The sequence below is a fragment of the Pantoea stewartii genome (genome assembly GCF_011044475.1).
GTDB classification, from domain to species: domain Bacteria; phylum Pseudomonadota; class Gammaproteobacteria; order Enterobacterales; family Enterobacteriaceae; genus Pantoea; species Pantoea stewartii.
Window position 1 is genome coordinate 1,139,793 of the sequence record NZ_CP049115.1, and the last position, 21,910, is coordinate 1,161,702.

At 57.1% G+C, this 21,910-nt stretch carries 23 protein-coding genes and 1 other annotated feature; of the genes, 14 read left to right on the forward strand and 9 right to left on the reverse strand.

The genetic code is table 11. The features are described 5' to 3' along the window. Window positions 1–22: 22 nt before the first annotated feature. On the forward strand, window positions 23–1,447 hold the full coding sequence (gene sbcB / locus G5574_RS05445) for an exodeoxyribonuclease I (RefSeq protein ID WP_164482218.1): 1,425 nt from the start codon (window positions 23–25) through the stop codon (window positions 1,445–1,447). 45 nt (window positions 1,448–1,492) lie between these two features. Here sbcB and G5574_RS05450 read toward each other — a convergent pair whose 3' ends face one another. The 5 genes from G5574_RS05450 to ltnD all read right to left on the reverse strand — a co-directional run bounded on the left by G5574_RS05450 (window position 1,493) and on the right by ltnD (window position 6,548). After that, complete coding sequence (locus tag G5574_RS05450; RefSeq protein WP_164482219.1) at window positions 1,493–2,848, reverse strand: GntP family transporter; 1,356 nt, start codon at window positions 2,846–2,848, stop codon at window positions 1,493–1,495. A gap of 128 nt (window positions 2,849–2,976) precedes the next feature. Next, a complete protein-coding gene (otnI, locus tag G5574_RS05455; RefSeq protein WP_058701601.1) occupies window positions 2,977–3,762 on the reverse strand; it encodes a 2-oxo-tetronate isomerase in 786 nt (261 codons plus the stop codon). Beyond that, window positions 3,762–4,388: a 3-oxo-tetronate 4-phosphate decarboxylase gene (otnC, locus tag G5574_RS05460; RefSeq protein ID WP_006119816.1), complete on the reverse strand. Its 627-nt coding sequence runs from the start codon at window positions 4,386–4,388 to the stop codon at window positions 3,762–3,764. Before otnC ends, otnI begins: the two co-directional genes overlap by 1 nt. Continuing rightward, window positions 4,381–5,643, reverse strand: coding sequence for a 3-oxo-tetronate kinase (gene otnK / locus G5574_RS05465; RefSeq protein WP_164483209.1), 1,263 nt, complete (start codon window positions 5,641–5,643; stop codon window positions 4,381–4,383). Before otnK ends, otnC begins: the two co-directional genes overlap by 8 nt. After that, on the reverse strand, window positions 5,643–6,548 hold the full coding sequence (gene ltnD, locus G5574_RS05470) for an L-threonate dehydrogenase (protein ID WP_039338099.1): 906 nt from the start codon (window positions 6,546–6,548) through the stop codon (window positions 5,643–5,645). The genes otnK and ltnD overlap by 1 nt, the downstream gene beginning before the upstream one ends. Before the next feature lie 264 nt (window positions 6,549–6,812). On the opposite strand from ltnD, the gene ygbI reads away from it, so the two are divergent. Next, complete coding sequence (ygbI, locus tag G5574_RS05475) at window positions 6,813–7,580, forward strand: DNA-binding transcriptional repressor YgbI (RefSeq protein ID WP_164482220.1); 768 nt, start codon at window positions 6,813–6,815, stop codon at window positions 7,578–7,580. A 41-nt stretch (window positions 7,581–7,621) separates the two neighbouring features. Here ygbI and G5574_RS05480 read toward each other — a convergent pair whose 3' ends face one another. From G5574_RS05480 to G5574_RS05490, 3 genes are all read right to left on the reverse strand, one after another. Next, the gene (locus G5574_RS05480) at window positions 7,622–8,980 is read right to left on the reverse strand and encodes an APC family permease (RefSeq protein ID WP_039338101.1); all 1,359 of its coding nucleotides are present in this window, start codon (window positions 8,978–8,980) and stop codon (window positions 7,622–7,624) included. Next, entirely contained in the window at window positions 8,970–9,134 is a 165-nt protein-coding gene (locus G5574_RS05485) for a hypothetical protein (protein ID WP_006119821.1), read from the reverse strand. Before G5574_RS05485 ends, G5574_RS05480 begins: the two co-directional genes overlap by 11 nt. 224 nt (window positions 9,135–9,358) lie before the next feature. Further along, window positions 9,359–10,774: a glutamine synthetase family protein gene (locus G5574_RS05490; protein WP_033740953.1), complete on the reverse strand. Its 1,416-nt coding sequence runs from the start codon at window positions 10,772–10,774 to the stop codon at window positions 9,359–9,361. 213 nt (window positions 10,775–10,987) lie between these two features. On the opposite strand from G5574_RS05490, the gene puuD reads away from it, so the two are divergent. The 3 genes from puuD to G5574_RS05505 are packed head-to-tail and all read left to right on the forward strand — an operon-like array spanning window position 10,988 to window position 13,608. After that, on the forward strand, window positions 10,988–11,749 hold the full coding sequence (puuD, locus tag G5574_RS05495) for a gamma-glutamyl-gamma-aminobutyrate hydrolase (protein ID WP_164482221.1): 762 nt from the start codon (window positions 10,988–10,990) through the stop codon (window positions 11,747–11,749). Continuing rightward, entirely contained in the window at window positions 11,746–12,303 is a 558-nt protein-coding gene (gene puuR / locus G5574_RS05500) for an HTH-type transcriptional regulator PuuR (RefSeq protein ID WP_164482222.1), read from the forward strand. The genes puuD and puuR overlap by 4 nt, the downstream gene beginning before the upstream one ends. A gap of 27 nt (window positions 12,304–12,330) precedes the next feature. Further along, window positions 12,331–13,608, forward strand: a complete 1,278-nt coding sequence (locus G5574_RS05505; protein WP_164482223.1) for an NAD(P)/FAD-dependent oxidoreductase — start codon at window positions 12,331–12,333, stop codon at window positions 13,606–13,608. A 46-nt stretch (window positions 13,609–13,654) separates the two neighbouring features. On the opposite strand, the gene G5574_RS05510 is transcribed toward G5574_RS05505, so the two are convergent. Further along, window positions 13,655–14,482 (reverse strand): SDR family oxidoreductase, encoded by an 828-nt coding sequence (locus G5574_RS05510; protein WP_164482224.1) that lies wholly within the window; start codon window positions 14,480–14,482, stop codon window positions 13,655–13,657. Window positions 14,483–14,660: 178 nt separating this feature from the next. Here G5574_RS05510 and hisL point away from each other — a divergent pair, with 178 nt between their 5' ends. The 9 genes from hisL to hisIE all read left to right on the forward strand — a co-directional run bounded on the left by hisL (window position 14,661) and on the right by hisIE (window position 21,894). Beyond that, window positions 14,661–14,708, forward strand: a complete 48-nt coding sequence (hisL, locus tag G5574_RS05515; protein ID WP_100396937.1) for a his operon leader peptide — start codon at window positions 14,661–14,663, stop codon at window positions 14,706–14,708. After that, window positions 14,684–14,804 (forward strand) — a sequence feature (His leader region). Its footprint overlaps the gene before it by 25 nt. A gap of 52 nt (window positions 14,805–14,856) precedes the next feature. Then, a complete protein-coding gene (gene hisG, locus G5574_RS05520) occupies window positions 14,857–15,756 on the forward strand; it encodes an ATP phosphoribosyltransferase (RefSeq protein ID WP_006119827.1) in 900 nt (299 codons plus the stop codon). Window positions 15,757–15,759: 3 nt separating this feature from the next. Continuing rightward, window positions 15,760–17,067: a histidinol dehydrogenase gene (gene hisD, locus G5574_RS05525; protein ID WP_006119828.1), complete on the forward strand. Its 1,308-nt coding sequence runs from the start codon at window positions 15,760–15,762 to the stop codon at window positions 17,065–17,067. After that, on the forward strand, window positions 17,064–18,134 hold the full coding sequence (hisC, locus tag G5574_RS05530) for a histidinol-phosphate transaminase (RefSeq protein ID WP_039338110.1): 1,071 nt from the start codon (window positions 17,064–17,066) through the stop codon (window positions 18,132–18,134). The genes hisD and hisC overlap by 4 nt, the downstream gene beginning before the upstream one ends. A gap of 2 nt (window positions 18,135–18,136) precedes the next feature. Beyond that, entirely contained in the window at window positions 18,137–19,204 is a 1,068-nt protein-coding gene (gene hisB / locus G5574_RS05535; protein WP_033740444.1) for a bifunctional histidinol-phosphatase/imidazoleglycerol-phosphate dehydratase HisB, read from the forward strand. Further along, window positions 19,204–19,794 carry an imidazole glycerol phosphate synthase subunit HisH gene (gene hisH, locus G5574_RS05540; RefSeq protein WP_006119831.1) on the forward strand — a complete coding sequence of 197 codons (591 nt, stop codon included), beginning with the start codon at window positions 19,204–19,206 and terminating at the stop codon, window positions 19,792–19,794. Before hisB ends, hisH begins: the two co-directional genes overlap by 1 nt. Then, window positions 19,794–20,531, forward strand: a complete 738-nt coding sequence (hisA, locus tag G5574_RS05545; RefSeq protein ID WP_033740446.1) for a 1-(5-phosphoribosyl)-5-[(5-phosphoribosylamino)methylideneamino]imidazole-4-carboxamide isomerase — start codon at window positions 19,794–19,796, stop codon at window positions 20,529–20,531. Before hisH ends, hisA begins: the two co-directional genes overlap by 1 nt. Beyond that, the gene (gene hisF, locus G5574_RS05550) at window positions 20,513–21,289 is read left to right on the forward strand and encodes an imidazole glycerol phosphate synthase subunit HisF (protein WP_006119833.1); all 777 of its coding nucleotides are present in this window, start codon (window positions 20,513–20,515) and stop codon (window positions 21,287–21,289) included. The genes hisA and hisF overlap by 19 nt, the downstream gene beginning before the upstream one ends. Continuing rightward, window positions 21,283–21,894 (forward strand): bifunctional phosphoribosyl-AMP cyclohydrolase/phosphoribosyl-ATP diphosphatase HisIE, encoded by a 612-nt coding sequence (gene hisIE / locus G5574_RS05555; RefSeq protein WP_133745357.1) that lies wholly within the window; start codon window positions 21,283–21,285, stop codon window positions 21,892–21,894. Before hisF ends, hisIE begins: the two co-directional genes overlap by 7 nt. Window positions 21,895–21,910 lie beyond the last annotated feature (16 nt).

Consider the following 21,910-nt stretch of genomic DNA (forward strand, 5'->3'; position numbering starts at 1 on the left):
AAGTATTTAAACGTGAGTTCCAATGAGCATTAAACAACAAACTACTTTTCTTTTTCACGATTACGAAACCTTCGGCACCAGCCCGCAACGGGATCGTCCGGCACAGTTTGCCGGTTTGCGCACCGACAGCGAGTTCAATCCGATTGGCGAGCCAGAGGTATTCTACTGCCGCCCACCGGATGATTACCTGCCCCAGCCTGAAGCGGTCATGATCACCGGTATTACGCCGCAATTAGCCGCCTCCCGGGGCGTGAACGAGGCCGAGTTTGCTGCCCGTATTCATGCGCTGTTTACCACCGAACAAACCTGCGTCGTGGGTTATAACAACGTGCGCTTTGACGATGAAGTGACGCGCAATATCTTTTACCGCAACTTCTACGATCCGTACGGCTGGAGCTGGCAAAACGGTAATTCCCGCTGGGATTTGCTGGACGTGATGCGCGCCTGTTATGCGCTGCGCCCGGAAGGTATTAACTGGCCAGAGAATGATGACGGCTTTCCCAGCTTCCGGCTGGAGCATCTGACCAAAGCCAACGGCGTGGCGCACGAAAACGCCCATGATGCGATGTCGGATGTCTATGCCACGCTGGCAATGGCGAAACTGGTGAAAGAAAAACAGCCAAAACTGTTTGAGTTTTTGTTTACGCATCGCAACAAAAACAAACTGATGACCCTGATCGACATCCCGCAGATGAAGCCGCTGGTCCATGTTTCTGGCATGTTTGGCGCGGCGCGCGGCAATACCAGCTGGGTGGTGCCGCTTGCCTGGCATCCGGACAACCGCAATGCGTTGATCGTGGTGGATTTGGCCGGGGATATTGCGCCCCTGCTGACGCTGGATGCGGACAGTTTGCGCGAGCGCCTGTACACACCTAAAAGCGAGCTGGGCGATCAGCCTGCCGTGCCGGTGAAACTGGTGCACATCAATAAGTGTCCGGTGCTGGCACCCGCTAATACCTTGCGTCCGGAAGATGCCGGGCGGCTGGGTATTGATCGTCAGTTCTGCCTGGATAATCTGGCCACGCTGCGCCAGCATCCTGACGTACGTGAAAAACTGGTGGCTATTTTTGCTGAGGCGGAACCTTTTGCGCCCTCAGAGGATGTCGACACGCAGCTCTATGACGGTTTCTTTAGCGATGCCGACCGCGCCGGAATGAACATCATCCGTCAGACCGCGCCTGCCAATCTGCCTGCGCTCAATCTGACATTTGACAGCCCACGGGTGGAAAAGCTGCTGTTTCGTTATCGCGCCCGTAATTTCCCCGGTACGCTGGATGATGCCGAACAACAGCGCTGGCTGCAGCATCGCCGTGAGGTTCTGAATCCAGAAAAAGTGCAGGCTTTTCTGATGGAGCTGGAATCGCTGGCCAGCCTGCACGAAGGGGACGCGGAAAAACTGTCTCAGCTTAAAGCGTTGTACCGGTACGCGCAGGAACTGGTGTCCTGACGTCCCGTCAGACCGGGAAGGCCTTTCGCCCTCCCGGTTTGTATATCAGATTACCCACCACAGCGCCCAGGTCAGGGCAAAGCCGCTCAGCCCCATCAGGGTCGTCAGTACTGTCCAGGTTTTTAAACCGTCCGCCACCGACAGACCCAGATAGCGCGTTACCACCCAGAAACCTGCATCATTCACGTGCGACAGGCCCAGACCGCCGAAGCACACCGCCAGCGTGACCAGTACACGGTGCATATCATCTATGCCAGTCACGGCCTGGGTCAGTAATCCGCTGGTCGTGAGGATCGCCACGGTTGCCGAGCCCTGCGAGGCGCGTAGCGCCAGCGACAGAATAAACGCGGCAGGAATCAGGGGCAAATGCAGCGTTTCCAGCGCCCGCGCCAGCGCGTTGCCGACACCGGACTCCACCAGTACCTTACCAAACGCCCCGCCCGCGCCCGCCACCAGAATCACGCTGGCCGATCCCGGAATGGCGCGACCGGTCAGGTCCTCCAGCTTGTCCTTGCTCCAGCCACGACGCAGGCCCAGTAGCCAGGCGGCCAGTCCCAGGGCGATCAGCAGCGCAATCGGCGGGGTGCCAATAACCGTCATCACCTTGCGCAGCAGGCTGTCTTCCGTCAGCAGCGAGTGCGACAGCGTGCCTGCCACGATCAGCACAATCGGGACGACGATCAAACCGCTGATGGTCAGCGCGCCCGGCGGTGCGGATTCATTTTTCTTCTGTACCCCTTCCGGCTTCGCCATCTGCAACTGTTCCAGTACCTCAACCGACAGGTGGTACTGCCGACGGTTCATTGCCTTTGCCACGTAATAGCCGAGGATACCGACCGGCACCGAGACCAGAATTCCCAGCATCATCAGCCAGCCCATATCAGTATGCAAAATGGCCGCGGCGGCGGCGGCGCCAGGGTGCGTCGGCAGCGCCACATGCACAGTCAGCATGACGCCCGCCATCGGTAAGCCAAACTTCAGCGGGGATACCCGCGCCACTTTGGTAAAGCCGTAGATCAGCGGAATGACAATGATAAAGCCCACTTCAAAAAATACCGGGATGCCTAAAATAAAGGCAGCCATCGTCAGGGCGGCAACGGTACGTTTCAGACCCAGCGTTTTGCTAAAACGCTGGGCCAGCGACTCTGCGCCACCAGAGGCTTCGATAATGGCCCCCAGCATCGCCCCCAGCACGATAATGATAGTGATATGCCCCAGCAGTCCGCCCATCCCGCTGATAATGGTTTCCATGATTTTTTCAGCCGGAATACCGGTCGCGATGGCCACCAGCAGACTGACAATTAACAGGGCAACAAAGGGATGGACTTTGGCTTTAATGACCAGCAACAGCAATATCACAATGCTGGCGGTCGCAATGGCTAACAGCAACGCAGTCGTCATAGTAAACCTCTGGAATAGTTATCTTTTTTCGCGTTTTTTCGTTAAAGTTCAACCTGGTGCCGCTCCGTTTCAGAGACGAGCAGAATGGCACCGGTACCGCAGCACCGGTGTGATTTTTTCACGTTAACTCAGCGGTTTTTCATCCAGGGCGCCAGCCAGCTCAGCCCCTCTACGGTGTCGCCGCGCGGGAAATATTCGCAGCCGACCCAACCGTCGTAGCCCACCTCATCTAACAGGCTGAACAGCCAGGGGTAGTTGATCTCGCCCTCGTCAGGTTCATGTCGACTGGGCGCGGCGGCGATTTGCACATGGCGATAACGTCCGGCGTAATGGCGAATCAGATGGCTGAGATTGCCGTCCACAATCTGGGCATGAAACAGATCCAGTTGGGTGAATACATTGGGCCGGTCGATAAGGTCGACCATCTCCAGCGTGTGATACTGGCTGGCATAGAGATAGTGCGGTTTGGTCGTGGGATTAAGGGCTTCGATCAACAAGCGGATGTTATACGGGGCAAATCGTTCTGCCGCGTAGCGCATGTTGCGGATGAATGTCTCGACATAGCGCTGGCGATCGGCACCCGGCGGCACCGTTGCGGCCATGATATGCACCTGTGGGCAATCCAGCGCCCGTGCATATGCCAGCGCCCGGTCGATATCTGCGCGCGCGTCGGCTTCCCGTCCGGGAATAGCCGAAACGCCCCATTCCCCCGCGTCAACGTTGCCCGGTGCGGTGTTAAACAGCACCAGTTTAAGCCCGTTATCCGCCAGCAGCGCTTTCAGTTGCTCAGCCGGATATTCGTAGGGAAACAGAAACTCGACCGCGCTGAAGCCCGCCTGTGCCGCCGCGGCAAAGCGTTGCAGAAAAGGCATTTCGTTGAACTGGGTAGATAAGTTAGCTGCAAACTTTGGCATTACCGGCTCCTGAGTTCAGCGACGTCGTCGGCGGTTAAATAACGAATGGCGCGATCGCCCAGGGTAAACATCAGACGCGCCGTTTCTTCCAGCTCCTCGGTATTATCCGCCGCTTCGCGCAAGGTTTTGCCGACCACCACCGGACCATGGTTTGCCAGCAGGAAGGCGCGGTAACGCGGGGCAAGCAGCGCCAGATCCTCCGCCAGCCGCGCATCACCCGGTTTATAATACGGCACCACCGGTACATCGCCGACCCGCATCACCACATAGGGCGTGAACGGGCGGATGCAGTTCTGGCTGTCCAGATGTTGCAGGCAGGAAAGCGCGGTCAGGTAGTGACTGTGCAGGTGAACCACTGCCCGGCAGTCCGGATTATTCAGGTAGAGCGCCCGGTGAAAGGCGATCTCTTTCGACGGTTTATCCCCGGCTATCCACTCCCCCTGTAACGTCACGTTAGACAGACGCTCCGCATCCAGTTCGCCCAGGCAGGACCCCGTGGGCGTTGCCAGTAAGGTGCCGTCGTCCAGCAGCAGCGACAGATTACCGGCCGAGCCGGTGGCGTAACCACGCTGGAAGAACGAGGCACCCAGTCTGACCATCTCTTCGCGGGCCTGTTGTTCAGTCATGTGAAAACTCCGTTTGTGCGCGGCGGAAGAACTGCTCATCGCCAAAATTGCCAGACTTCAGCGCCAGTGACAGCGGCTGCTGGATATCTCTGACCCAGGGCACACCGGGCGAAATCACCGGACCAATATGGAAGGCGGTCACGCCCAGGCTTTGGGCGACCACGCCCGAGGTTTCGCCGCCCGCCACGATAAAGCGCTGCCAGCCGCGGGATTGCAGCTCTCTCGCCACCTGAGCAAACAGTTGCTCTACCGCCTCACTGCTGCGCTGTGCACCGAAATGCTGCTGGATCGACTGCAGCTGTTGCGCATCCGCAGTGGCAAAGAGCATCGGGGCCAGCGGCCCGTCGGCATGCTCAACGACCCAGTCGCACAGCGCCCCGGCGTACTGTTCATCGTTGAGGCAACGCTCAACGTGAATTTCCCGGGCGGGAGCCTGCTGGCGATACGCGTTGACCTGGCGGTTGGTCATTGGTGAACAGGAACCCGAAAGCACTACGGCCCGCTGCCCCTGCGGATAGCCCGCGCGCTGCGCCTGATCATCGTCGCAGCCAGATGTTGACCACTGGCGTGCCAGGCCAATGGCCAGCCCGGAGCCGCCCGTGACCAGCCGCATCGACGTCAGCGCTTCGCCCTGATTCAGCAGATGCTGCTCAGTAAGCGTGTCGATTACGGCATAGTTCACGCCCTGAGCACGCAGGTGTTCAAGTTGCTCTGTTATCGCGCCTGCGCCCTGCTCGACCGTGGCTAACGGAATAAGCCCGGCTTTTCCCGTGCTCTGACACGCCATCAGCCTTAGCAGGTTACTGTCGGTCATCGGCGTGACAGGATGATGGCGCATGCCGGACTCCGACAGCAGGTGTTCCCCCACAAACAGGTAGCCCTGATAAACGGTACGTCCGTTGACCGGCAATGCCGGGCAGATCACCGTCAGCGTCTCATTCAGCGCGGCCATGAGCGCATCCGTCACCGGACCGATGTTACCCGCAGCGGTGCTGTCGAACGTGGAGCAGTATTTGAAATAAAAGCGCTCACAGCCTTGCGCCTGCAGCCAGCGCAGCGCCGCAAGCGACTGACTGACGGCCAGCGCCGGCGCACAGGATCGCGATTTCAGACTGACCACAATGGCCTGGGCATCCGGGACCGTTGTCTGTTCTGGGATGCCGTTAAACTGAATGGTAGAAAGCCCGTTCTGCACCAGAAAGCTGGCAATGTCGGTTGCGCCGGTAAAATCGTCGGCAATCACCCCTAAGCGCATCACATCGCCTCCTCGCGCTGGGGCAGCGTAATGCCGCTGAAGATTTTAATCACCGCACTGTCATCCTCGCGGCCAAAACCGGCATTGCTGGCCTCAGTGAACATATTCAGCGCGGTAGAGGCCAGCGGTAGCGGGAAATGCAGGGCTTTCGCCGTATCGGCGACCAGATTCAGGTCTTTGACAAAGATGTCCACTGCGGATTTCGGTCGATAGTCGCCGTCGACGACATGGCGCATACGGTTTTCAAACATCCATGAGTTGCCCGCTGCGTTAGTGACCACCTCATACATCGTATCGAGCGGAATCCCGGCGCGGGCGGCCAGCGCCATGGCTTCGGCCCCGGCGGCAATGTGCACGCCCGCCAGCAGCTGATGAATGATTTTGACTGTCGATCCCTGACCGATTTCCGTGCCGACGCGGTAAACCTTTGCGGCGACCGCATCCAGTACCGGTTGCAAAGCCGCAAAGGCCGCATCGCTCCCGGATGCCATCACGGTCATCTCGCCACTGGCGGCTTTGGCGGCCCCACCGGACACTGGCGCATCCAGCATCAGCAACTGACAGTCCGCCAGTCTGGCGGCGATCTGCTGCGCATCCTGCGCGGACAAGGTGGAGGATACCATCACCGCCGTGCCCGGCTTCAGCCTGGCCGCCAGCCCCTGCTCGCCAAACAGAATCGCATTAACCTGCCGGGCATTCACGACCAGCAACAGGACAGCATCCAGGTGTTCGGCAAAGGCATGAGCCGACGACTGCGCGTCACGCGCGCCTGCCTGGCGCAGCGTTTCGCAGGCCTGCGGATTCAGATCAACGCCCCATGTCGCCAGCCCAGCCCGGATGCAGGACTGCGCCGCGCCCATCCCCATTGAGCCTAAACCTATGACACAGATGTTTGAAGCGGGCATCGGTGGCCTCCCTTGTTAAATTAAGTGAATTTTTGGTCTCTGCTGGTAATAGTGGCAGGAAAGTGCAGGTAAAAACGTGCCGTATTTCACATAAATTAACTTAATGAGGCCGTGATTGAACATTTATTCACATCAGTCACGTGACTGTTATTGCCAGGTATCGCGGTCAAACCGCCACCAGCAAAGGGGATCTGGAGCAAAATTTTCGTGTGTCTTTGTGAAGGCATCCCCTACAATGTGAAAAAATGATAAACCGAGGTGTATATGATCCCCGTTGAGCGTCATCAACAGATTCTGGCACTGGTGGCCGAGCGCGGCGTAATGAGCATCGCCGAACTGACCGAGCGTTTTGGCGTGTCACACATGACGATTCGTCGGGACGTGCAGAAGCTGGAGGAACAGGGCGCGGTGCTGTCGGTTTCCGGTGGCGTGCGCTCCGCTAACCGCCTGGCGAGCGAACCCTCGCACCTGACCAAGACCGCGCTGTGTAATGAAGAAAAAAACGCTATCGGCAAATTGGCCGCTCAGCTGATTCCGCCTGACAGCTGTATTTATCTGGATGCCGGTACGACCACACTGGCGCTGGCGCGGGAAATTGCCGACAGGGAGGACCTGTTAGTGGTCACCAATGATTTTATGGTGACCAATTTGCTGATGGAGGCGAGCCGCTGCCGCGTGATTCATACCGGTGGCACCGTCTGTCGGGATAACCGTTCCTGCATTGGCGATGCAGCCGCACGCCACCTGCGGCAACTGGCAATTGACATTGCCTTTGTCTCCACTTCCAGTTGGGGATTGCGCGGTTTGTTTACGCCGGATGAAGACAAGGTAGCGGTTAAACAGGCCGTGTGTGACGTCAGCAGCAAACGCGTGCTGCTCAGCGACAGCTCGAAATACGATAAAATCGCGACGTGGCTGGCCTTACCGCTGGAAAAGTTTGATGTGATTGTGACAGATGATCAGTTAAATGCCGCAGGACGGAATGCGTTACAGGCAGGAAGCTGGGAACTGATGCTGGCAACTAAAAGCTGACAGAAAACGGCCCTGCTCTGTGAATGAGCAGGGCCGGGGGATTACACTTCTTCGCTAAACTGTGGAACGGGATTGCGGAAGCTGCGCGTCACAAAGGCCAGGTAAACAATACCAATCGCGGCCCAGATCAGTCCCAGCACCATAGAACTTTGCTCCAGGTTAACCCACAGTGCACCCACGGTCAGGGCACCCATCATCGGCAGAACCAGATACTGGACGTGATCTTTCAGGGTTTTATTCCGTTTTTCACGTACCCAGTACTGCGCAATCACTGACAGGTTAACGAAGGTAAACGCAACCAGCGCACCAAAGTTAATCAGCGCAGTCGCGGTGACCAGATCGAAGTTGATCGCCATCAACGCTACGGCACCCACCAGAATCACGTTCAGGGACGGCGTGCGCCATTTTGGATGGATATAGCCGAAGAAACGCTCCGGGAACACACCATCACGGCCCATCACGTACATCAGACGTGAAACGCCTGCGTGCGCTGCCATACCGGACGCCAGTACCGTGACCACAGAGAAGATCAGGATACCGATCTGCAACGCTTTACCGGCCACATACAGCATGATTTCAGGCTGCGACGAATCCGGCTCTTTAAAGCGCGAGATGTCCGGGAAATACAGTTGCAGGAAGTACGACGCGACAATAAACATCAGGCCACCAATCAGCGCCGTCAGGAAAATCGCACGCGGAATGGTACGTTCTGCATCTTTCGTTTCTTCTGACAGCGAACTGATGCCGTCAAAACCGAGGAATGAGAAACACAGAATCGTCGCACCGGTGATCATCGGCACCACATGGGCGTTTTCAGACCAGAACGGTTTACTGCTTACCACTGTTCCCGCACCTTCGCCGTGCGCCACGCCGTAAATCACCATCGCGGTGATACCGACCATGACCACCACCTGAAGGATGACAATCACGCTGTTGAAGTTAGCGACCGTTTTGATGCCCTTAAGGTTGGAGAGCGTCATAAAGCCCACCAGCAGCACCACGAAAATCCACGACGGGATCCCTGGCACCAGGGTTTCAAAATAGTTTTTAGCCAACAGAATGTTGATCATCGGCATGAACAGATAGTCCAGCAGCGATGACCAGCCCACCATAAAGCCGACGTGCGGACTGATGGCCTTCTGAGCGTAGGTATAAGCGGAGCCCGCAGATGGGAAGCGGCGTACCAGCTTACCGTAACTCACGGCGGTAAACAGAATCGCAATCAGGGCGAAAGCATAAGCGGTGGCAACGTGACCGTCCGTCAGGCCCGATACGATACCAAAGGTATCAAACAGGGTCATCGGCTGCATGTAGGCTAAGCCCATCATGACAACAGGAAGTAACGTCAGCGTTTTTTTCAGTTGGGCACGTTGTGGTGCGGCAGAGGTATTAAGCGACATGCTTCAGTCCTCCTTGCGCAGCAACCTGGCTGGGTTGATTCACAAGGAAACTGCGCATTAAGCGACAGGGAGTAAGGCTGGCGGCCAGCGCGGCGCCGTAGTCATCACGGAAACGTGTACCAGCCTGGGCTGGCAGAGTGTTAAACATCCCCATCTTTACATCCTCAATCTCACGCGGCTGCGTGTTTTCAGTGTTTATCTATCCGGGTGCGTGCCCGGCCTCGTTGGTGTCAGCTAAATGCTACGCGTTAAAAACAATATGCAAAAAAATAACCGGCGCGGTGAGCGTCGGTTATGTTCTGAATTTGCAGGGGGCGTATTTTGCCCTAACCCAACGCATTATTTCAAGACGTTGTCGCATAGAATGCAAAATTTTAATCAGGCGTTTTTCAGCATCCAGTCAATTTCGGTAGCAGTGATTAATCTTTCGAACTGCATAAGCTCATAATTTTTGCAGCTAAACCACACTTTGGCAAATTTCTCACCCAGTAATTTTTGTAAAGGATAGCTGCTTTCGAAGGCATAGAGTGCATCGCTCTGCCGAATCGGCAGCGCCAGCCCTTCCGCTTCATGGCCGTTTCCTTTAACCGGCTGTGGCAGCGGCAATTGCGTATCGAGGCCGTGCAACATGCCGGCCAGAATGGTAGCCATGACGAGATAAGGATTCGCATCCGCCCCGGCTACCCGGTACTCGATGCGGCGACTTTCCAGATCGCCACAGGGAATACGCAACGCTACCGTACGGTTATTGTGGCCCCACGACGCCTGCAAAGGAACGTAGGCATCGGGCACAAAACGACGGAAGGCATTGACGTTGGGGGCCAGCAGCGCCATGGAGGCAGGCATAAGGTCAATCATGCCCGCCAGCGTGCGTTTCAGCAGCGGGGAATCGCTTCCGTCATCACAGGCAAAGGCATTATGGTCAGCGGCATCAAGCATGCTGATATGGACGTGCATCCCGCTTCCGGCATAGTCCTCATAGGGTTTTGCCATAAACGTTGCCGTCATGCCGTGGTTCTCTGCCACCTGGCGGATAAGGCGCTTGAGCTGGATAGCATGGTCGCAGGCGCTCAGCACATCACGGGTATGATGGAGATTGATTTCGAATTGCCCCGGCGAGGCTTCCGCCAGCGCGCCATCCGCAGGAATGCCCTGCAGACGGGCCAGCGCATCAATATCACGCAGGACATCGGCGAAGTGATCGAGATTATCCAGCGAGTAAACCTGGCTTTGTCTGTTGCGATCGTCACTGCCTGGCGCACAGGGCGGTTGAATATAGCCTTCTGCATCGCGCTTTTTATCGACCAGATAGAACTCCAGCTCTACCGCTACCACCGGAAACAGTCCACGATTACGCAGCTGTTGCCACAGCCGGTTCAGAACATTTCGGGGTTCAACGTCAAAGGGAGTGCCATCTTGGTTGCACATGGTTAACAGCAGTTGTGCAATGTGTTGCGGATCGGCGGCGGAGGGGACGAGCGTGCCATGGACGGGAAGGCAGAGGTTATCGGGTTCACCAAGCGACTGGCCCAGACCGGCCTCTTCGACGGTATTGCCGAGAATATCCATGGCAAAAACCGAGGCGGGAAAGTAGCAGCCTTTTTCCAGCCTGGCTAAGGCCGAAACCGGGATGCGCTTACCGCGAAAAACACCATTTAAATCGTTGAGCAAGATATCGACATACTGCGTTTCAGGGTGGCGCTCCAGCCAGTTTTTCACTTCTTGCTGGAACGCGCTGGTTCGTCTCTCTTCACTGTGAAGCGTGAAGTCTTCTACTTCTACCAGGTTAGTCATGATTTCATCCGCCTTTGACCACAAAAATGGGAGTGCGTAATGCTCAAAAAAACCGCCACTCATCTAACATAGCTCTAACGTAAAAAGTGTGCAAATGTAACAAATCTGTTTGAAGATCGACCAATGGATTGCTAGATTGACAAAATATTGCACACTTAACCATCAGACATGCCCTTTTCGTCAAATATTTCGAACAGCAGTTAAGGGGGAAAGATGGGCATTATTTTTGACAAGCCTTTGATTGGCGTAGTGATGTGCCAGACGCACAATCAGGGCCACCCGGTTCAGTCTGTCCACAACAAATATCTTGATGCCATCGTCCTGGCGGGCGGCGTGCCGCTTGCCCTGCCCCATCACCTTATGGCTGCCCCGCATCTATCAGAAAACGCTATGGCTGTGCTGGACGGCATTCTGCTGACCGGGAGCCCCAGCCACCTGGCGCCCTGGCTGTATGGCGAAGAAGGCGAAGAGCCGGAGGCAGATGCCGGCCGCGATCGCCTGGCGTTTAACCTTATTACGCATGCTGTCGGTAAACAGGTGCCGCTGCTGGGCATATGTCGGGGCATGCAGGAGCTGGTCGTGGCCAACGGCGGTGCCCTGTATCGCCACCTTGACCACCATCCGCAGTTTCAGCGCCACCATGCAGACGAGGATGCCTCACCTGAACAAACTTACGCACCCGCTCATGCCATCCAGATTGCACCGGGAGGATTGCTGGACAGGCTGCTGGGGCGTGCGCCGATCACCGTCAACTCCGTTCATCACCAGGGCATTCGTGAAGCGGGACCGCAGGTGCGCGTTGAGGCCCGTGCGCCCGATGGTCTGATTGAGGCGGTCAGCCTGCCAGCGCACCCTTTCGCCCTTGCCGTACAGTGGCATCCTGAATGGCAGCTGAAACCCGCCACGCCGTCCTTTGCGCTGTTTGACGGCTTTATTCAGGCCGCCCTGCACTATCACCAGAGGAAAAAGGTATGAATGATGCGGCTCAGGCTCCGGGACGCCGCCTGGCGCAGATCCGTCAGGCCATGGGACTGTCACAACGGCGCGTCGCGGAACTGGCCGGACTGACCCACAGCGCCATCAGTACTATCGAACAGGATAAGGTCAGCCCGGCGGTCAGCACGCTGCAAAAGTTGCTGAAGGTTTATGGCCTGTCTTTGTCTGCGTTTTTTTCGGAGCCGCATGCTGAGGACGCGCCCAAAGTGGTGGTCCGGCCTGAAGATCTGCTGGAAATCGGCAGTCAGGGCGTTTCGCTTAAACTGGTTGATAACGGCACGAAAACCCGGGCGTTAGGCATGTTACTGGAAACTTACCAGCCAGGTGCCAGTACCGGCGAAAAGTTACGCCATGCGGGCGAAGAGACCGGCACCCTGCTGGAAGGGCGCATCCTACTGGAAGTTAACGGTCAGCAATTTCATCTGACGGCCGGCGAAAGTTACGTGATCGATACGGGTTTGCCGCACAGTTTTACCAACCAGGCCGATGTGCCCTGTCGCATCGTCAGCGCCCATACGCCCGCCAATTTTTAATCAGGGACGTTCGCCAAGGAGCTTGATATGAATTACGTAGAAAACTACTACACCTCCACACGGAACCCCCATGCGCCCTGGCCGGTGCTGCAGGAAAGCATCCAGTGTGACGTTTGCATTATTGGTGCCGGTTTTACGGGCTTATCGGCCGGCCTGTTTTTAACCGAAGCGGGTTACGATGTGGTGCTGCTTGAAGCGGCTCGTGTTGGTTATGGTGCCAGCGGCCGCAATGGCGGCCAGGCCGTGAATTCCTACAGCCGCGACGTGGATGTGATTGAACAACGCTACGGCAAAGACAGCGCGAAAATGCTGGGCAGTATGATGTTTGAAGGCGGTGATATTATTCGCGATCGTATCGACCGTTACGCGATCGCCTGCGATTACCGCCCGGGCGGTATCTTCGCCGCGTTTAACCGCCGTCAGATGGCGCACCTGGCCAGTCAAAAAGCCGCCTGGCAGCGTTACGGTAACGACCAGCTTGAACTATTAGATGAGCGCGGCATTCGTCGCGAGATCGGCTCAGAGCGCTATGTAGGTGGGCTGCTCGACAAACGCGGCGCACATCTGCATCCGCTGAATCTGGCGCTGGGAGAAGCCGAAGCCATTCGTCGCCACGGCGGTCGTATCTATGAACAGTCCGCCGCGGTAAGCGTCAGCTACGGTTCACCTAATCGGGTAAAAACGGCACAGGGAGAAGTCAGCGCCACGTTTCTGATTTTTGCCGGCAATGCTTATCTGCCTTCCGAACTCGAACCGCGCCTGAGTCGCAAAAGCATGCCATGCGGCTCGCAAATCATTGCCACCGAACCGCTGTCCCGTGACCGGGCATTAGCGCTGTTACCCAACAACTATTCGGTAGAAGATTCCAATTATCTGCTGGACTATTTCCGCCTGACCGCCGACAACCGGCTGCTCTATGGTGGCGGTGTGGTTTATGGGGCGCGCGAGCCTGGCGATGTGATCACGATGATCCGGCCTAAAATGCTACGCACCTTTCCGCAGTTGCAGGACGTGAAGATTGATTTCGCCTGGAGCGGAAATTTTCTGCTGACGCTGTCGCGCATGCCACAGTTTGGTCGGCTGGAAAACAATGTCTACTTTATGCAGGGCGACAGCGGTCACGGCGTGACCTGCACGCACCTTTCCGGCAAGCTGATAAGCGAAGTGTTACGTGGGGATGCTGAGCGCTTTGATGCCTTCGCGAAGCTTCCGCATCTGCCCTTCCCTGGCGGACGGCGATTTAAAGTGCCGCTGACGGCCATGGGTGCCGCCTGGTATGCCTTACGCGACCGACTCGGCGTGTGATCAGGAACAGAATACGACGCTTTCCCCGCTAAGGGGAAAGCCACACTCACTCCAGCGGCATTTTCTGCGGATCGTCGTAGCGGTATTCAAAGCCCAGCTCGTGACAGATACGCGCGCCGTCAATCAACTTACCGCTGTCGCCGTGCGTCTGCGGTTCAAAGGTGGGCGGCGTCATGCCCAGCTGGCGCGACACACAGGGATAGAAATGGGCGCGGGACGGATGTTTTAACGCACACAGGTTGAACGTCCTGCCGCCTTTTGGCGTTTGCAGCAGCAGCATAATCGCCTCCACTACATCATCCAGATGCACCAGATTCACCCCGTGCGATCCATTGGGTAAATCCTGTTTGCCGGCCAGGAAGCGACCAGGATGCCGTTTCGGGCCCACCAGCCCGGCCAGACGCAATACATCGACGCTGGTGCCGGGTAAGTCGTGCAGCCAGTTTTCCAGGTCCACCAGCGTTTTGCCTGCCGTGGTTTCTGGTTGAAGCGGGCTTTTCTCCGTTTTGATACCGGTGCTGCCGCCATAGACGGAGGTGGAACTGGTAAAGATGATCCGTGGGACATTGCGCGCCAGCGCGGTATCCACCACGTTTTGTACTGCCTGCACATAGGCGTCGCCGCCCTCTGCCGTGCGGCTGGCGGGCAGGGTGACAACCAGCGCATGCACGTCAAACAGCGCCTCCAGGTCCTCGGCCTCACAGACCAGTTCGGGCGTCAGTTCAAGTTGAAACGCATCGATGCCACAACGACGGGCCGCCTCTACGCCATCCGGCGTGGTTTTACTGCCGGTCACCTGCCAGCCTCGCGCGGTCAGCGCCATCGCAAGCGGCATGCCCAGCCAGCCGAGTCCTACAATTGCGACCTTTTTCATATTGTCTCCTGCTGCGAACGTCAAGATTCAGCCATCTTAAGCTGCCCCTGAGTTGCAAACCAGTGCAAAGTGTTTCTGTGCTTTGCGAAGAACAACATTAAAAAAGAGTTGCCAATTTCAACTATCTTCGTTAGGTTAATTCCACACAAATGAATAACTTTTCATTATCGAGAATTTTATGACACGCGTTCAGTTCAACCATCATCACCACCATCACCCTGACTAGTCTTTCAGGCGATGTGTGCTGGAAGACGTCTAGGATCTTCCAGTGGTGCGAACGCAAGAGAACCCCCGGAAGATCGTCTTCCGGGGGTTTTTTTATGGGCTGACGCAAAATACGCATTCAGGACAGGTTAATTAAGGGGACAGGAACAATGTTAGACAATAGCCGTTTACGCATAGCTATGCAGAAATCAGGTCGGTTGAGCGATGATTCACGCGAGCTGCTGGCGCGCTGCGGGATCAAAATCAATCTTCAGCAACAGCGTCTGATCGCCTTCGCTGAAAATATGCCTATCGATATTCTGCGCGTGCGCGATGACGATATTCCGGGCCTGGTGATGGACGGCGTGGTCGACCTGGGCATTATCGGCGAAAACGTGCTGGAAGAAGAGTTACTGACGCGCCGCGCACAGGGGGAAGATCCTCGCTACTTCACGCTGCGTCGCCTCGACTTTGGCGGCTGTCGTCTGTCACTGGCCATGCCGGTCGATGACGCTTACACCGGCCCGCAGTGCCTGAACAATGCCCGCATCGCCACCTCCTATCCTCACCTGTTAAAACAGTATCTCGACAAGCAAGGTATCGCCTTTAAATCCTGTCTGCTGAACGGCTCGGTCGAAGTGGCGCCGCGTGCCGGCCTGGCCGATGCGATCTGCGATCTGGTCTCCACCGGTGCCACGCTGGAAGCGAACGGTCTGCGTGAAGTGGAAGTCATCTATCGTTCTAAAGCCGTGCTGATTCAGCGCGACGGCGACATGCCCGCGGCCAAGCAGGAGCTGATCGATAAAATGATGACCCGTATTCAGGGCGTGATTAAAGCACGTGAATCCAAATACATCATGTTGCATGCACCGAGCGAGCGTCTGGAAGAAGTCATTAGCCTGCTGCCGGGCGCCGAGCGTCCAACCGTGTTACCGCTGGCGGGCGATGTGAGCCGTGTGGCAATGCACATGGTGAGTAGCGAAACGCTGTTCTGGGAAACCATGGAAAAACTCAAAGCGCTGGGTGCCAGTTCGATTCTGGTGCTGCCAATCGAAAAAATGCTGGAGTAAACGATGAGCAAAATCATGACACCCGTGAACTGGCAGGCGTGCAGCGCGGAGGCGCAACAGGCGTTGCTGGCACGCCCGGCGCTGTCTGCCTCTGACAGCATCAGTCAGATTGTGCGTGACGTTCTGGCGCGCGTGAAAAGCGAAGGCGACGCAGCTCTGCGCGATTTTAGCGCGCGCTTTGACAAGGTTGAGCTGACGGATTTTCGCGTGACCGCTGAGCAGATGCAGGCTGCCAGCGATCGTCTCAGTGATGAACTCAAACAGGCAATGGCGGTGGCGGTCGCCAATATCGAGACTTTCCACCGTGCGCAGATTCTGCCAGCCGTGGATATCGAAACCCAGCCGGGCGTGCGTTGCCAGCAGGTGACGCGCCCGATGCAATCGGTCGGCCTCTATATTCCCGGGGGGTCCGCCCCGCTGTTTTCCACCGTATTGATGCTGGCGACACCGGCACGTATTGCCGGATGCGGCCGCGTGGTGCTGTGCTCACCGCCGCCGATTGCCGACGAGATTCTCTATGCGGCCCAGCTGTGTGGCGTAGAAGAAGTATTTCAGGTGGGCGGTGCGCAGGCCATTGCCGCCCTGGCCTTCGGCACCGAGACCGTGCCGAAAGTGGCTAAAATTTTCGGACCGGGCAACGCCTGGGTCACCGAAGCCAAACGTCAGGTCAGCCAGAGCCTCGATGGCGCGGCGATCGATATGCCCGCGGGCCCGTCAGAAGTGCTGGTGATCGCCGACGACGGTGCCACGCCCGCGTTCGTGGCGTCCGACCTGTTGTCTCAGGCGGAACACGGGCCGGATTCGCAGGTGATTCTGCTGACGCCTTCACAGGGGCTGGCTGAGCGCGTGGCTGACGCTGTCGAACAACAGCTGGCGCAGCTGCCGCGTGCCGCCACGGCCCGTAAGGCGCTGGAAAGCAGCCGCCTGATCGTAGCCCGCGATTTGCAACAGTGTGTGGCGATTTCCAACCGCTATGGTCCGGAGCACCTGATTCTGCAAACCCGCACGCCGCGCGACCTGGTTGAGCAAATCACCAGCGCAGGCTCCGTGTTCCTGGGCGACTGGTCGCCCGAGTCTGCAGGCGATTATGCCTCCGGCACGAACCATGTGCTACCTACCTATGGTTATACCGCGACCTGCTCCAGCCTGGGGCTGGCCGACTTCCAGAAACGTATGACGGTACAGGAACTGACGCCGCAGGGCTTTATGGATCTCGCCGCCACCATTGAAACCCTGGCCGCCGCGGAGCAGCTGGATGCCCACAAAAATGCCGTCACGTTGCGCGTCACCGCGCTCAAGGAGCAAGCATGAGTCAGGATATTGAAAAACTGGCCCGCGCCAATGTGCGTGCGCTGACGCCCTATCAGTCGGCGCGCCGTCTGGGCGGCAACGGTGATGTCTGGCTGAATGCTAACGAGTTTCCGCTGCCGGTGCCCTTTGAGCTGTCGCAGCAAACCCTGAACCGCTACCCGGAATGCCAGCCGAAGCAGGTAATCACCCGCTATGCGGCTTACGCGGGCCTGTCTCCTGAGCAGGTGCTGGTCAGCCGCGGCGCAGATGAAGGCATTGAGCTGTTGATGCGGGCGTTCTGTGAGCCCGGCAAAGACGCGATTCTGTTCTGCCCACCGACCTACGGTATGTACAGCGTCAGCGCGGAAACCATCGGCATTGAGTACCGTACCGTGCCGGCACGTGAAGACTGGCAGTTGAACCTGCCCGCGATTGCCGAACAGCTCGACGGTGTGAAAGTCGTTTATATGTGCAGCCCGAACAACCCTACGGGCAACCTGATTGATCAGGACGCTATCCGTCAGCTACTGGCGATGACCGCCGGCAAAGCGCTGGTCGTCGCGGATGAAGCCTATATTGAATTTTGTCCACAGGCGACGCTGGCGGGCTGGTTGCGCGAATATCCGCACCTGGTCATTCTGCGCACCCTGTCGAAAGCCTTCGCGCTGGCCGGTCTGCGCTGCGGATTTACGCTGGCGAATAAACCGGTTATCGACCTGCTGATGAAGGTGATTGCGCCCTATCCGCTGGCGACACCGGTGGCCGACGTGGCGGGCCAGGCACTGAGCGACGAAGGGATTGCCTTAATGCGCCAGCACGTCGATGAGCTGAATGCCAACCGTAGCTGGTTGTTTGAACAGTTGCCGCAAATTCGCGTCGTGGAGCAGGTCTTCCCCAGCGAAACCAACTATATTTTGGTGCGCTTTACCGATTCACCAAAGGTGTTTAAAACCTTGTGGGATCAGGGCATTATTTTGCGTGACCAAAACAAGAACCCCGGCCTCGCAGGCTGTCTGCGCATCTCGGTGGGAACCCGCACCGAGTGCGAACGCCTGATCGCCGCGCTGCAAGCCTTATCTCTGGAGTAAGCATGAGTCAGAAGACCCTTTTTATTGACCGCGATGGCACGATTATCTCCGAACCGCCGCAGGACTTTCAGGTGGATCGGATGGATAAGCTGGCGTTTGAGCCGGACGTCGTGCCTGCACTGCTGGCGCTGCAGGACGCAGGCTATCAGCTGGTGATGATTACCAATCAGGACGGTCTGGGCACGGACAGTTTTCCACAGGCGGACTTCGATGGCCCACACACGCTGATGATGCAGATTTTGTCATCGCAGGGCATTCGTTTTAGCGATGTGCTGATTTGTCCCCATAAGCCTGAAGACCACTGCGCGTGCCGTAAGCCGAAAACCCAGATGGTTGAGGCCTGGCTGGCTGAAGGCGCCCTTGATACGGCCAACAGCTATGTGATTGGCGATCGCCAGACCGATATTCAGCTGGCGGAAAATATGGGGATTCAGGGCATTCGCTATGGCGCAGAAGGTCAGGACTGGAAAGCGATTCAGCAGCAGCTGACGCAGCGCGACCGCTACGCGCTGGTCCAACGCAACACCAAAGAAACCCAGGTCCGCGTGGAACTGTGGCTGGACCGCGAAGGCGGCAGTAAGATCAACACTGGCGTCGGCTTCTTTGATCATATGCTGGACCAGATTGCCGTGCATGGCGGCTTCCGCATGAACATCGACGTCAACGGTGACCTGTATATTGACGATCACCACACGGTAGAAGATACCGGTCTGGCATTAGGCGAAGCGCTGCTGAAAGCGTTGGGCGATAAGCGCGGCATTGGCCGTTTTGGCTTTGTGCTGCCGATGGATGAGTGCCTGGCGCGCTGTGCACTGGATATCTCTGGTCGTCCACATATCGAATTTAAAGCGGAATTCAGCTATCAGCGCGTTGGCGATCTGAGCACCGAGATGGTCGAGCACTTCTTCCGTTCCCTGTCCTACGCCATGATGAGCACCCTGCACCTGAAAACCAAAGGGAAAAACGATCATCACCGTGTGGAAAGTTTATTCAAAGCCTTTGGCCGGACCTTACGTCAGGCGATTCGCGTTGAGGGAAATACCCTGCCGAGCTCTAAAGGAGTGCTGTAATGAACGTGGTGATCCTGGATACAGGCTGTGCCAACCTGTCGTCGGTAAAGTGGGCCGTTGAACGTCTGGGCTATACGCCAGAGGTCAGTCGCCATCCGGATGTCGTCCTGCGCGCCGATAAGCTGTTTCTGCCCGGCGTTGGCACCGCGCAGGCGGCCATGAACCAACTGCAGGAGCGTGAGCTGATTGAGCTGGTCAAGGCCTGTACGCAGCCGGTGCTGGGTATTTGCCTGGGCATGCAGCTGCTGGGCAGCCACAGCGAAGAGAATGGCGGTGTGCCCACGCTGGGCATTATCGACCAGCCCGTGTCACTGATGGACACGCAGGGGTTACCGTTACCGCACATGGGCTGGAACCAGATCACCGCTCAGGCCGGTAATCATCTGTTCCGCGGCATTGATGAAGGCAGCTACTTCTACTTCGTACACAGCTTTGCGATGCCCGTAAATGCCAGCACCATTGCGCAGTGTCACTATGGTCAGGCGTTCACGGCCGCGGTACAGAAAGATAACTTCTTTGGCGTGCAGTTCCACCCGGAACGCTCTGGCAAAGTCGGCGCGCAGTTGCTGAAAAACTTCCTGGAGATGTAATGATTATCCCCGCATTAGATTTAATTGATGGCAAGGTTGTGCGCCTGCATCAGGGTGATTATGCCCGTCAGCGCGATTACGGCAGCGATCCGTTACCCCGCTTACAGGATTACGCACGCCAGGGCGCAACGGTACTGCACCTTGTGGATTTAACCGGTGCTAAAGATCCGGCGAAACGCCAGATTACCTTACTGAAAAGCCTGCTTAACGGCGTGGATGCGGTGGTCCAGGTTGGCGGCGGCATTCGCAGTCGGGAAGACGTTAAAGCGTTACTGGACGCGGGTGCCAGCCGTGTGGTGGTAGGGTCGACCGCCGTCAAACAGCCCGAGGAAGTGAAAGCCTGGTTTACCGAGTTTGGCCCGGACGCGATTGTGCTGGCGCTGGACGTCCGTATTGATGCGACCAACCGCAAAGAGGTGGCGATTAGCGGCTGGCAGGAAGCGGCGGGCGTTACGCTCGAAGAGGTCATTGAACAGTTCCAGCCTGTCGGGCTGAAGCATGTTCTGTGCACCGACATTTCCCGTGATGGTACGCTCAGCGGGTCGAACGTGGATCTGTATAAAGAAGTGACCGCACGCTTTCCGCAGATTGCGTTTCAGTCCTCAGGCGGTATTGGTGAACTCAGTGACGTTGCCGCCCTTCGCGGCAGCGGTGTTCAGGGCGTGATCGTCGGACGTGCGCTACTGGAAGGCAAATTTACAGTTTCGGAGGCCATAGCATGCTGGCAAAACGGATAATTCCTTGTCTCGATGTGCGTGACGGTCAGGTGGTAAAAGGCGTTCAGTTTCGTAACCACGAAATTATTGGCGACATCGTGCCGCTGGCGCAGCGCTATGCGCAAGAAGGTGCGGACGAGCTGGTGTTTTACGATATCACCGCTTCATCGGACGACCGCGTAGTGGATAAAAGCTGGGTTGCGCGCGTTGCCGAAGTCATCGACATTCCGTTCTGCGTGGCAGGCGGCATCAAAACCCCGGAAGATGCCGCGCGGATTCTGGAGTTTGGTGCGGACAAAATTTCCATTAACTCCCCTGCGCTGGCCGATCCTTCATTGATCACCCGCCTGGCCGACCGCTTTGGCGTCCAGTGCATCGTGGTCGGTATTGATACCTGGTTTGATGATGCCAGCGGGAAGTACCATGTTAATCAGTATACCGGCGACGAATCCCGCACCCGCGTGACCCAGTGGGAAACGCTGGACTGGGTGCAGGAAGTGCAGAAACGGGGCGCAGGCGAGATTGTCCTCAACATGATGAACCAGGACGGCGTGCGCAACGGTTATGACCTGGTGCAGTTGAAGAAGGTACGTGATGTCTGCAAGGTACCGCTGATCGCCTCTGGCGGTGCGGGTACCATGACTCACTTCCTTGAAGCCTTTGAGCAGGCCAATGTCGATGGCGCGCTGGCGGCGTCGGTTTTTCACAAACAAATTATTAATATCGGCGAGCTGAAACGCTTTCTGATCGACAACGGTGTGGAGATTCGTGCGTGTTAACTGAACAACAACTGGCCCGGTTAGACTGGGAAAAAACCCAAGGCATGATGCCGGTCATCGTCCAGCACTCTGTTTCTGGTGAAGTTCTGATGCACGGTTATATGAATCAGGCGGCGCTGGAAAAAACGCTGCAGGACGGCAACGTGACGTTCTTTTCACGCACCAAAAACCGTCTGTGGACCAAAGGCGAGACCTCAGGACACTTTCTACAGGTCGTGAGCATCACACCTGACTGCGACAACGACACGTTGCTGGTGCTGGCCAACCCGATTGGCCCCACCTGCCATCTGGGCACCTCCAGCTGCTTCACCCCTGCTGCGCCTGACTGGACGTTCCTCTATCAGTTGGAACAACTGCTGGCGTCCCGTAAGCAGGCCGACCCGGAAAGCTCTTACACCGCCAGACTCTATGCCAGCGGCACCAAACGGATTGCGCAGAAGGTCGGTGAAGAAGGCGTGGAAACCGCGCTGGCTGCCACGGTGAACGATCGTGAGGAACTGACGAACGAAGCCTCCGATCTGATCTATCACCTGCTGGTACTGCTGCAGGATCAGGATCTGGATCTCAGCACCATCATCAATAACCTGCGCGCCCGTCATAAGTGACAGACTGCGTTACGGC